General features: G+C 59.5%; 9 protein-coding genes. 5 read left to right on the top strand and 4 right to left on the bottom strand.

The genetic code is table 11. From position 1 onward, the window contains the following. Nucleotides 1–24: 24 nt before the first annotated feature. Nucleotides 25–1,269, top strand: a complete 1,245-nt coding sequence (locus RMV17_RS27245) for a metallophosphoesterase (protein WP_311883903.1) — start codon at nucleotides 25–27, stop codon at nucleotides 1,267–1,269. A 128-nt stretch (nucleotides 1,270–1,397) separates the two neighbouring features. On the opposite strand, the gene gbcA is transcribed toward RMV17_RS27245, so the two are convergent. Next, nucleotides 1,398–2,693 carry a glycine-betaine demethylase subunit GbcA gene (gene gbcA, locus RMV17_RS27240; protein WP_034153581.1) on the bottom strand — a complete coding sequence of 432 codons (1,296 nt, stop codon included), beginning with the start codon at nucleotides 2,691–2,693 and terminating at the stop codon, nucleotides 1,398–1,400. A 297-nt stretch (nucleotides 2,694–2,990) separates the two neighbouring features. On the opposite strand from gbcA, the gene gbcB reads away from it, so the two are divergent. Then, nucleotides 2,991–4,091 carry a glycine-betaine demethylase subunit GbcB gene (gene gbcB / locus RMV17_RS27235; RefSeq protein ID WP_007911227.1) on the top strand — a complete coding sequence of 367 codons (1,101 nt, stop codon included), beginning with the start codon at nucleotides 2,991–2,993 and terminating at the stop codon, nucleotides 4,089–4,091. A gap of 451 nt (nucleotides 4,092–4,542) precedes the next feature. On the opposite strand, the gene RMV17_RS27230 is transcribed toward gbcB, so the two are convergent. From RMV17_RS27230 to RMV17_RS27220, 3 genes are all read right to left on the bottom strand, one after another. Next, nucleotides 4,543–5,367: an NAD(P)-dependent oxidoreductase gene (locus RMV17_RS27230; RefSeq protein WP_311883902.1), complete on the bottom strand. Its 825-nt coding sequence runs from the start codon at nucleotides 5,365–5,367 to the stop codon at nucleotides 4,543–4,545. Nucleotides 5,368–5,557: 190 nt separating this feature from the next. Next, nucleotides 5,558–6,091, bottom strand: coding sequence for an REP-associated tyrosine transposase (locus tag RMV17_RS27225; RefSeq protein WP_311883900.1), 534 nt, complete (start codon nucleotides 6,089–6,091; stop codon nucleotides 5,558–5,560). 314 nt (nucleotides 6,092–6,405) lie between these two features. Next, the gene (locus RMV17_RS27220) at nucleotides 6,406–7,446 is read right to left on the bottom strand and encodes a low specificity L-threonine aldolase (RefSeq protein WP_016772826.1); all 1,041 of its coding nucleotides are present in this window, start codon (nucleotides 7,444–7,446) and stop codon (nucleotides 6,406–6,408) included. 126 nt (nucleotides 7,447–7,572) lie between these two features. Here RMV17_RS27220 and RMV17_RS27215 point away from each other — a divergent pair, with 126 nt between their 5' ends. The 3 genes from RMV17_RS27215 (at nucleotide 7,573) to RMV17_RS27205 (ending at nucleotide 11,093) form a co-directional block, all read left to right on the top strand. After that, the gene (locus tag RMV17_RS27215; RefSeq protein WP_311883899.1) at nucleotides 7,573–8,283 is read left to right on the top strand and encodes a TraX family protein; all 711 of its coding nucleotides are present in this window, start codon (nucleotides 7,573–7,575) and stop codon (nucleotides 8,281–8,283) included. Nucleotides 8,284–8,568: 285 nt separating this feature from the next. Next, nucleotides 8,569–9,822, top strand: coding sequence for a serine hydroxymethyltransferase (locus tag RMV17_RS27210; protein WP_007913117.1), 1,254 nt, complete (start codon nucleotides 8,569–8,571; stop codon nucleotides 9,820–9,822). Between the two features lie 20 nt (nucleotides 9,823–9,842). After that, nucleotides 9,843–11,093 carry a sarcosine oxidase subunit beta gene (locus tag RMV17_RS27205; RefSeq protein ID WP_034155011.1) on the top strand — a complete coding sequence of 417 codons (1,251 nt, stop codon included), beginning with the start codon at nucleotides 9,843–9,845 and terminating at the stop codon, nucleotides 11,091–11,093. Nucleotides 11,094–11,104 lie beyond the last annotated feature (11 nt).

The following is an 11,104-nucleotide window of genomic DNA, read 5'->3' as shown; positions in this document are numbered from 1 at the left end:
CCCTTACGGAGAGAGGATTACGCCATGTCACTGGTCAGTCATTGGGAACACGAGTACGACAAGGTCAAAGTGCGCATTCACGGCTTGTTCACGCGCATGGAAATGGCTTGGATGAAGCTCATCAGCGAGCTGGAACCGCAGGAGTTTCAGGCGATCATCAAGCTGTTGCAGCGTGGGCACGATCAGGCGCAGTACGTGCTGAAAAATGGCGAGTTGCCGGACGACGAGCCTGCGGTGCCGTGGGAGTTGTCCCACGGCTTGTCGATCCTGCGCATCGGCAATGCCACGCCATTGCCGCAATCGCCCGATCAACTGGCGACCCGGGTGCTGAAGGACGGCACCCTGCTCGGCTGTCGCAAGTGGGAATTGCTCGATCTGTTGTGGAGTGAGGCATTGCTCAAGTGGATCGAGAACCTGCGCCATCACGCGACGTTCGGCACCGACCCGGCGGTGGTGCAGATGGATCGCGAGGTGACCCTGGCGATCGCTGGCGACTGGGGCACCGGGCCGTTCGACAGTCACGCGCCGGCGGTGTCGGTGGCCAATCAGATGCAACTGGCTCAGGCCGATTTCACTGTTCATTTGGGCGATGTGTATTACGCCGGCAGTCATTCTCAGGAAGACGTCGACATGGCCGGTTGGCCCATGGGCACCCATGGCTCATTCACCCTCAACTCCAACCACGAGATGTACAGCGGCGCCCACGGTTATTTCAAGGAACTGGCCAAGCGTTTTCCGGGGCAGCAGGGCACCAGCTATTTCGCCTTGATCAACGATGACTGGCTGGTGGTCGGGCTGGATTCTGCCTACGCGTCGGACGCGATGAACCTGTACATGGACGGCACCTTGAACGAGCCGCAGATCCAGTGGATGAAAGGCCTGCCGAAACGCAAGAAACTCATGGTGCTCAGCCATCATCAGGGCTTCGATATTTCCGGGCACAACAAGACCGCGCTGTATCAACCGGTGTGCGATGCGTTGGGCCGGGAGCCGGATTATTGGTATTGGGGGCATCTGCACAACGGGATCGTCTATGCGCAGCAGGGTGGTTTGCATGCGCGTTGTGCCGGGCACGGGGCGATTCCGTATGGCAATTCCAGTGAGCTGAACGGGCATTCACGGGTGTTGTGGTCGGAGACGCAGGATGCCAATGACCCGGCGTATCCGCTGCGGGTGTTGAACGGGTACGCGAAAATCAGGTTGGTGGGGGAGGAGATATTTGAGGAGTTTATTGGCGAGGATGGATCGATGAGGTGGTCATCACACTGACTGATCGTTCCCACGCTCTGCGTGGGAACGCTTCAACGGACGCCCCGCGTTCGGCCTTTTGGGACGCAGAGCGTCCCGGGCTGCATTCCCACGCAGAGCGTGGGAACGATCATCTCGAAGCTGTTTTTCTAGCCTTGGACAGGGACGCCTTTGAGGTACGGCGCCGGCTCGGCGCCGAGGTTGCTCAACAGGCGCTCGCTGTACCAATCAACGAAGTTGACCACGCCAAACTCATAAGTCTTGGAGTAAGGCCCTGGCTGATAGGCGGTGGAGTTGATTCCGCGCTGGTTCTCTTCGGCCAGACGACGATCCTGATCGTTGGTCGCATCCCACACCTGACGCATACGATCCACGTCGTAATCCACGCCCTCAACCGCGTCCTTGTGCACGATCCACTTGGTGGTGACCATGGTTTCCTGCGCGCTGATCGGCCACACGGTGAAGACGATGATGTGGTCGCCCATGCAGTGGTTCCACGAGTGCGGCAGGTGCAGGATGCGCATCGAACCCAGATCCGGGTTCTTGATCCGGCCCATCAGTTTCGCGCAGCCCTGTTTGCCGTCGAGGGTCATCGACACGGTGCCCTTGAGCAGCGGCATGCGTACGATGCGGTTGCGCAGGCCGAAGCTGGCGTGAGCGTAAGGGATCTTCTCGGCTTCCCAGGCAGCAGCGGACGCAGCAACGTGATCCTTGAACGCCTGATCGGCGCGCGGATCGGTGACGTCGTCCCATTCAAGCAGGGTTTTCAGCAGTTCCGGGTGCGACGCGTTGCAGTGGTAGCACTCGCGGTTGTTTTCCAGCACCAGTTTCCAGTTGGCCTTTTCCATCAAGGTGGTGGTGATCGCCACCTTGGTGTTCTCCATGTCGTACGGTTCCATGTAATGGTTCAGCGTCGACAGGAAGTCATCAATGGCCGGTGGATTCTCGGCCAGGCTGATGAAGATGTAGCCGCCGGCCGTCTTCACGTTCACCGGTTTGAGGCCGTACTGCTTCATGTCGAAGTCGGCACCCATTTCGGTGCCGGCGAACAGCAGGCGACCGTCCAGCTCGTACGTCCACTGGTGGTAGTGGCAGACCAGTTTGGCGACCTTGCCTTTTTCACTGGTGCACAGGCGCGAACCACGGTGGCGGCAGACGTTGTGGAACGCATGCACCACGCCCTCGGCGCCACGAATGACGATGATCGGGTTCTTGCCGATCTGCAGCGTCAGGTAGTTGCCCTTGGCCGGGATCTCGCAGGTCATGCCGGCGATCAACCACTCTTTCTGGAAGATCTCCTGCATGTCGATATCGAACAGCCGCTCATCGCTGTAAAACGGTTGCGGCAGCGAAAACGTCCGCTCGCGCTCCTGGAGCATTTGTGCGGTGGCCTTGCGTGCGGGTTCCAGCGGATCGCCCAGGCTGATTTTTGCGGTGACGTCCATCGATGTGATCCTCATGGCCATCTGCGTGGCCGGCGAAAAGTGGCTGATCAGGTGTGCTGCTAACAGTTGCTACGCAAGGTGTAAAGAATCTGTCTTGGTGTTGGGGCGAGTGTGGGGCCGGCGCAGGGCGGAACCTTATCCATGGGCGACATGGTGCAATCTGTTCCCGACGCGCAACCCCCGGTGGTTGGGGGCTGGTCGCGATAAGTATGCCGATGTCGCGGATAGGTAAACGGGCGGTCTGCGCTATACGCAGAATCGCCACATGAAGGCCGACAGTCGGCCGTGGAGAACAGCATGTCCAACAGCTTCCTGAATCCGGTCACCACCCAGACCTGGGCCAATGGCCGACACATCGTCCGTTGCGTCAAAGTCATCCAGGAAACCTGGGACGTGCGCACCTTCTGCTTTATGGCCGACCAGCCGATCCTGTTCTTCTTCAAGCCCGGGCAGTTCGTCACCCTGGAGCTGGAAATCGAAGGCCAGCCGATCATGCGCTCGTACACGATCTCCAGTTCGCCGTCGGTGCCGTACAGCTTTTCGGTGACGATCAAACGGGTGCCGGGCGGCAAGGTTTCCAACTGGCTGCACGACACCTTGCATGAAGGCCAGGAATTGGCGGTGCACGGGCCGGTCGGGCTGTTCAATGCCATCGATTTCCCGAGCCCGAAAGTACTGTATCTGAGCGGCGGCGTCGGTATCACGCCGTGCATGTCGATGGCGCGCTGGTTTTACGACACCAACGCCAATGTCGACATGACCTTTATCCACAGCGCGCGCTCGCCGAAAGACATCATCTACCACCGCGAGCTGGAGCACATGGCGTCGCGAATCGATAACTTCAGTCTGCATCTGATTTGTGAAAAGCATGGCTTGGGTGAACCGTGGGCCGGGTATCGCGGGTATCTGAATCACAAGATGCTGGAACTGATGGTGCCGGACTTCCTCGAGCGCGAGGTGTTCTGCTGCGGGCCGACGCCGTACATGAACGCGGTCAAGCGGTTGCTGGAAGTGGCCGGGTACGACATGTCGCGTTATCACGAGGAATCGTTCGGTGCCACGCCGCCGGAAGCCCGTGCTGATGCGGTGGAGCAGGCGGAGCAGGCAGCCGACGCGCCGGAAATCGATGCGGCGGATCTGCATCAGGTCGAATTCACCTCCTCCGGCAAGAGCATTCGTGTGGCACCGGGTGAGACCGTGCACGCGGCGGCGGCCAAGCTGGGGCTGATGATTCCGAAAGCCTGCGGGATGGGGATTTGTGGAACGTGCAAGGTGTTGAAGCTGGGAGGCGAGGTGGAGATGGAGCACAACGGCGGGATTACCGAGGACGATGAGGCCGAAGGGTTTATCTTGTCGTGCTGCAGTGTGCCTAAAGGGGATGTGCGTATCGATTTCTGATTGGTAAACCCTCACCCCAGCCCTCTCCCGGAGGGAGAGGGGGCCGACGGAGGTGCCTGGCGTTCTACATCGACCTGAAAGACCTTATCGATTATGGATTCGGCAAAGCAGATTCAGGTCGGCGCAATTCTCAAATATCCCCCAATCAGTCCCTTCTCTCTTTTGAAGAGGGACTGACCGAGTTGTTTTCACGAGGTACACCGACTTGAGATATCGAGTCGATTATGGATTCGGCAAAGCAGATTCAGGTCGGCGTAATTCTCAAATATCCCCCAATCAGTCCCTTCTCTCTTTTGAAGAGGGACTGACCGAGTTGTTTTCACGAGGTACACCGACTTGAGATATCGAGTCGACTATGGATTCGGCAAAGCAGATTCAGGTCGGCGCAATTCTCAAATATCCCCCAATCAGTTCCCTCTCCCTCTGGGAGAGGGCTAGGGTGAGGGGCTTTTCAGTCGATAAACAAATCCGGCATTAGTGCCGCCTCGCTTTCTCCATCAAAGCGATATTGACCGAACTCAGTCACGCCGCTCTCCCGCAAAATCTCCTCATCGATCAACAACCGCCCGGTAATCTGCCGTCCACTACTATCCAGAATCACATGCGCCGCATCCGCCATGATCGAAGGCAGGCGCGCCTGCTTGAACGACTCCCGATTCCCCAACTGAAACTCAATCGCCGCCGTAGCAATCATCGTCTGCGGCCACAACGAATTCACACTGATCCCATAACTGGCAAATTCCTCACTCATCCCCAGCGTCAGCATGCTCATGCCGTACTTGGTCACGGTGTAAGGGCTGAACTGCGCAAACCATTTGTTCGCCATGTTCAGCGGCGGCGACAGGTTGATAATGTGCCCGCCGGATTTCTTCAGGTAGGGCAGGGCGGCCTGGCTGCAGAGCAACACCGCGCGGGTGTTGATCTGGTGCATCAGGTCGAAACGCTTGAGTTCGATGTGTTGCACACCCGTGAGCTTGATTGCCCCGGCGTTGTTCACCAGCGCATCGATGCCGCCGAAGTGCTCATTGGCCTGCGCGAGCGCTTTGCGCACAGCTTCTTCATCACGCACATCCAGTTGCAACGCCAAGGCCTTGCCACCCGCCGCTTCCACTTCGGCGGCGACGCTGTGGATGGTCCCGGGCAGTTTGGCGTGGGGTTCGGCGCTCTTCGCCGCAATCACGATGTTGGCCCCGTCCCTGGCGGCGCGCAGCGCAATCTCACGGCCAATGCCACGGCTGGCGCCGGTGATGAACAGGGTTTTGCCTTGTAACGACATGCCGATGCTCCTGCTTATTGTTATGTGAGCGGAGGGCTCGACAGACAATGTAGACCAAGTCTTTCAGGGCAGAAGGAAGGCGTTTGATCGTTCCCACGCGGAGCGTGGGAACGATCTGTGGGGTGGAGTCAGATCTGATCGTTCCTACGCTCTGCGTGGGAATGCAGCCCGGGACGCTCTGCGTCCCATTTCAATACCAGCACTGAACCTCGATCAGTCCCTCCATACCCGCGTAGTTCCTGGCGCTCGAATAACGCCAATGCTCCGGCAAGTCCACATATCCGCGTTTCACTGGATTGTTGTGGATGTATTCAAGCTTCTGGCGCATGACCGATTCGCTATAAACCATCTCTGAGTGAGAACCTTCCTGCCACAGCTGGTACGCGCGATCCTGCTTGTGTGCACGTTTGCTGAAGCGCAGCCGTTGCAGAGCCTTGTCAGCGCCTTTGCTTTGCAGGTCATCAATAATCTTTCGAGCGGTGAATGACTTGAACTGACTCAGGCATTTACTCAGGTCGGGCGCTTGGGCGACGAAGTGAAGATGGTTTTCCAGAATCACGAAGCCGTACAGCTTCAAGTCATGATGAGTCTGTTGATAACGCCAGCAGTTGAGCAGGTGGTCGACGATGTAGGGGCGGATGAACAGCGGCAACCACTCCATGACCGTGCAGGTCAGGAAATGCGGCTTGTCAGTTTCGGTAAGGGTGTAGCGGCTGCGGCCCATGGGATTCTTCCTTGAATCTTGTGGTGCGACGGGAATGGAACGCGGAGCGTCCCGGGATGCGTTACCACGCGGAGCGTGGGAACGATCAGGGTGAGGCGGACGAAGTGGTCGCGCTAGCAGAGAAGTCTGAAGTGCCGGTGGGAAAAATCATTCCCGACCGAAGATCGTTCCCACGCTCCGCGTGGGAATGCAGCCACTGACGCTCCGCGTCATAGCGGTGCTCAGCTTTACGTCTGTGGTGGGGCTGGAACGCGGAGCGTCCCGAGAGGCATTCCCACGCGGAGCGTGGGAACGATCAGTGCGCGGGAGTCAGGTCAGGCGGACATGACTTCGCGGATGTCGCGGGCCAGTTCGCGGACGCGTTCTTCTTCGGTGTCCCAGGAACACATGAAGCGCGCGCCGCCCTTGCCGATGAAGGTGTAGAAGCGCCAGTTCTTCGCGGTCAGTGCGGCGATGGCCGGTTCCGACAGTTGCAGGAACACGCCGTTGGCCTGAACCGGAAACATCAGTTCGACGCCGGGAATGTCGCTGACCAGTTCCGCCAGCAATTGCGCGCAGTGGTTGGCGTGACGGGCGTATTTAAGCCAGGCGTCGTTTTCGAGGATGCCGACCCACGGCGCCGAGAGGAAGCGCATTTTCGACGCCAGTTGCCCGGCCTGTTTGCAGCGATAGTCGAAGTCTTCCGCCAGTTTGTGGTTGAAGAACAGGATCGCTTCACCCACGGCCATGCCGTTTTTCGTGCCGCCAAAGCACAGCACGTCAACACCAGCCTTCCAGGTCAGATCGGCTGGCGAGCAGCCGAGGAAGGCGCAGGCGTTGGAGAAGCGCGCGCCGTCCATGTGCAGGTGCAGGCCGAGTTCCTTGCAAGTCGCGCTGATGGCGCGGACTTCTTCCGGGGTGTAGACGCTGCCGACTTCAGTGGCTTGAGTCAGCGTTACAACGCGCGGTTTCGGGTAGTGAATATCCTGACGCTTGAGGGCGACTTCGCGGATCGATTGCGGGGTGATCTTGCCGTTTTCAGTGCCGGCGATCAGCAGTTTCGAGCCGTTGGAGAAGAATTCCGGGGCGCCGCATTCGTCGGTTTCGACGTGGGCGGTTTCCGAGCAGATCACGCTGTGGTAACTCTGGCACAGCGACGACAGGGCCAGCGAGTTGGCGGCGGTGCCGTTGAAGGCGAAGAACACTTCGCAGTCGGTTTCGAACAGTTTGCGGAAATGGTCGGCCGCGCGTGCGGTCCATTCATCGTCGCCATACGCGCGCTGGTGGCCGTGGTTGGCCTGCTCCATCGCAGCCCAGGCTTCAGGGCAGATACCGGAGTAGTTGTCGCTGGCGAATTGTTGGCTCTTGTCGGTCATGGCCGGCTTCCGTGGTCGAGACTCTTGTGAAGGCTCGTGGTCAATGATGGTGCGCACTTTACCGAAGATCTTCCGGGGAGCACACGGGATGTCGCTGTCAGAACATTACATGGACGCAGGCCGATTATGCACCTGACTAAACGCGACGGCGCGCTGGATCTGCTCAAGTGGCTGGCGCTGTTGAGCATGTTGCTCGATCACCTGCGATATGTCGGGTTCTCCGCCGATTGGTTGTATGTGCCGGGGCGGTTGGCGTTTCCGTGGTTTTGTCTGGCGATGGCGGCGAACCTGGCGCGCGATGGTTCGCGGAGGATGGAGTGGCGGTATCTGGGCTGGTTGTTGCTGTTCAGTGCGGTGAGTGAGATTCCCTATCGACTGTACATTCCTGATCCCGATACGTTGAACGTGATGCCGACGCTGGCGTTGGGGTTGTTGGTGGCGCGGGGGTGGCAGGATCCCTTGATCATATCGCGATTGCTGGGCGTCGCTGCGCTGGTGTTGGCCGCTGTTTTCCCGGAGCGACTGATGTTCGGCTTCTTCGGGGTTCTGCTGCCGCTGGCGATGCTGCTGGTATTTCGCCTTCCGTGGTATTTCAGCTTGCTACCGGGATTGATCTGTCTCGCTGCCAATCAATGGCAAGTCCTGTACGACTCGGCGAAGTTCGGCAGTAGCGTTGCGATCCTTGGTATTGCCACCTGTCTGTTTGCGCCACTGCTCGGAATGTTCCTGTTGCGACATGCGCGACATCTTCAGCCGCCACCGATGCGGCGCTGGGGCTACGCCCTTTATCCCGCGCATTTTCTTCTGCTGCTACTTATCCGCCAGGTCGCCGCATAACTCTGTGGGAGCTGGCTTGCCAGCGATAGCGGTGGGTCAGCCACCATCAATGCCGGATGTGCCGCCGCCATCGCTGGCAAGCCAGCTCCCACAGGGTTCTCCAGTGTTTTCGAGATCGAGTCTGGCAATGGCATTTCCAGCCATGTCGTAAACGCACCTTTGCGTGGCGCGCGCAGGCATTTGAGCTGTCTGCGCCGGTCATACCATCGGCATCAAAGGGCACTGCCTTCATTGCCAGTGCCTTACCGAGACGAATGGCGCACAGATGCCGCTGGGAGAGACGCGATGTTCAGCAAGCAAGACCAGATCCAGGGTTACGACGATGCACTGCTGGCGGCGATGAATGCCGAGGAGCAACGTCAGGAAGATCACATCGAGCTGATCGCGTCGGAGAACTACACCAGCAAACGCGTGATGCAAGCGCAAGGCAGCGGCCTGACCAACAAATACGCCGAAGGCTACCCGGGCAAGCGCTACTACGGTGGCTGCGAGCACGTCGATAAAGTCGAAGCGCTGGCCATCGAACGCGCCAAGCAACTGTTCGGCGCCGATTACGCCAACGTCCAGCCACACTCCGGTTCGTCGGCCAACAGCGCCGTGTACCTGGCGCTGATCCAGCCGGGCGACACCATCCTCGGCATGAGCCTGGCCCACGGCGGTCACCTGACCCACGGCGCCAAAGTGTCGTCTTCGGGCAAGCTCTACAACGCCGTGCAGTACGGCATCAACACCGACACCGGGCTGATCGATTACGACGAAGTCGAGCGTCTGGCCGTCGAATCCAAGCCGAAAATGATCGTCGCCGGTTTCTCCGCTTACTCGAAGACGCTGGATTTCCCGCGCTTCCGTCAGATCGCTGACAAAGTCGGTGCGCTGCTGTTTGTCGACATGGCCCACGTTGCCGGTCTGGTCGCCGCCGGTCTGTACCCGAACCCGCTGCCGTACGCCGACGTGGTCACCACCACCACGCACAAAACCCTGCGCGGTCCACGTGGCGGACTGATCCTGGCCAAGTCCAACGAAGAGATCGAGAAGAAGCTCAACGCTGCCGTGTTCCCCGGCGCTCAGGGCGGCCCGCTGATGCACGTCATCGCCGGTAAAGCGGTGTGCTTCAAAGAAGCGCTGGAACCAGGCTTCAAGGCTTATCAGCAACAAGTGATCGACAACGCTCAGGCGATGGCCAGCGTGTTTATCAAACGTGGCTACGATGTAGTGTCCGGCGGCACCGACAACCATTTGTTCCTGGTCAGCCTGATCCGTCAGGGCCTGACCGGCAAAGACGCCGACGCCGCCCTTGGTCGTGCGCACATCACCGTCAACAAGAACGCCGTGCCGAACGACCCGCAATCGCCGTTCGTGACCTCGGGCCTGCGCATCGGCACCCCGGCCGTCACTACTCGCGGTTTCAAGGTGACCCAGTGCGAAGTGTTGGCTGGCTGGATCTGCGACATCCTCGACAACCTCGGTGATGCCGATGTCGAGGCCAATGTTGCCCAGCAAGTGTCGGCCCTGTGCGCAGACTTCCCGGTTTATCGCTGAGTGTTCTGGAGTAACTGACTATGCAACGCTATTCGGGCTTCGGCCTCTTCAAACACTCCCTCAGCCACCACGAAAACTGGCAGCGCATGTGGCGCACGCCGACGCCGAAAAAGGTCTACGACGTGGTCATCGTCGGCGGCGGCGGGCACGGTCTGGCGACTGCCTACTACTTGGCAAAAGAACACGGCATCACCAACGTCGCCGTGGTCGAAAAGGGCTGGCTGGGCGGTGGTAACACCGCGCGCAACACTACCATCGTTCGCTCCAACTATTTGTGGGACGAGTCGGCGCACCTCTACGAACACGCGATGAAATTGTGGGAAGGCCTGTCGCAGGACCTCAACTACAACGTGATGTTCTCCCAGCGTGGCGTCTACAACCTGTGCCACACCCTGCAGGACATCCGTGATTCCGAGCGTCGGGTCAGCGCCAACCGCCTCAACGGCGTCGATGGCGAACTGCTCAACGCCAAGCAAGTGGCTGACGAGATTCCGTACCTCGACTGCTCGAAAAATACCCGCTACCCAGTGTTGGGCGCCACCGTTCAGCGTCGCGGCGGCGTCGCCCGTCACGATGCCGTGGCGTGGGGCTTTGCCCGTGCCGCCGATGCCTTGGGCGTGGACTTGATCCAACAGACCGAGGTGATCGGTTTCCGCAAGGAAAACGGCGTGTGCATCGGTGTTGAAACCAACAAGGGTTTCATCGGCGCCAAGCGCGTCGGTGTGGTCACTGCCGGTAACTCCGGGCACATGGCCAAACTCGCCGGTTTCCGTCTGCCGATCGAATCCCACCCGCTGCAAGCGCTGGTGTCGGAACCGATCAAACCGATTATCGACAGCGTGATCATGTCCAACGCCGTGCACGGTTACATCAGCCAGTCCGACAAGGGCGACCTGGTGATCGGCGCCGGTATCGACGGCTACAACGGCTACGGCCAGCGTGGTTCCTACCCGGTGATCGAACACACCATTCAGGCCATCGTCGAGATGTTCCCGGTGCTGTCCCGCGTACGCATGAACCGCCAGTGGGGCGGCATCGTCGACACCACGCCGGACGCTTGCCCGATCATTTCGAAAACCCCGGTCCCGAACATGTTCTTCAACTGCGGTTGGGGCACCGGCGGCTTCAAGGCCACACCTGGCTCGGGCAACGTATTTGCCGCGAGTCTGGCCAAGGGTGAAATGCACCCGTTGGCCGCACCTTTCTCCATCGACCGTTTCCACAACGGTGCGTTGATCGATGAACACGGCGCTGCTGCGGTTGCCCACTAACAGGAGAAATC

The organism is Pseudomonas sp. VD-NE ins, from assembly GCF_031882575.1.
GTDB classification, from domain to species: Bacteria; Pseudomonadota; Gammaproteobacteria; order Pseudomonadales; family Pseudomonadaceae; genus Aquipseudomonas; species Aquipseudomonas fluorescens_BZ.
Note: the sequence above shows the minus strand (reverse complement) of the source record. Positions and strands in the feature narration are given on the sequence as shown.

Coding starts and splice junctions, on each gene's coding strand:
- RMV17_RS27245 (WP_311883903.1), top strand. CDS start 25: ATGTCACTGGTCAGTCATTGGGAACACGAGTACGACAAGGTCAAAGTG.
- gbcA (WP_034153581.1), bottom strand. CDS start 2,693: ATGGACGTCACCGCAAAAATCAGCCTGGGCGATCCGCTGGAACCCGCA.
- gbcB (WP_007911227.1), top strand. CDS start 2,991: ATGTCCAACAGCTTCCTGAATCCGGTCACCACCCAGACCTGGGCCAAT.
- RMV17_RS27230 (WP_311883902.1), bottom strand. CDS start 5,367: ATGTCGTTACAAGGCAAAACCCTGTTCATCACCGGCGCCAGCCGTGGC.
- RMV17_RS27225 (WP_311883900.1), bottom strand. CDS start 6,091: ATGGGCCGCAGCCGCTACACCCTTACCGAAACTGACAAGCCGCATTTC.
- RMV17_RS27220 (WP_016772826.1), bottom strand. CDS start 7,446: ATGACCGACAAGAGCCAACAATTCGCCAGCGACAACTACTCCGGTATC.
- RMV17_RS27215 (WP_311883899.1), top strand. CDS start 7,573: ATGCACCTGACTAAACGCGACGGCGCGCTGGATCTGCTCAAGTGGCTG.
- RMV17_RS27210 (WP_007913117.1), top strand. CDS start 8,569: ATGTTCAGCAAGCAAGACCAGATCCAGGGTTACGACGATGCACTGCTG.
- RMV17_RS27205 (WP_034155011.1), top strand. CDS start 9,843: ATGCAACGCTATTCGGGCTTCGGCCTCTTCAAACACTCCCTCAGCCAC.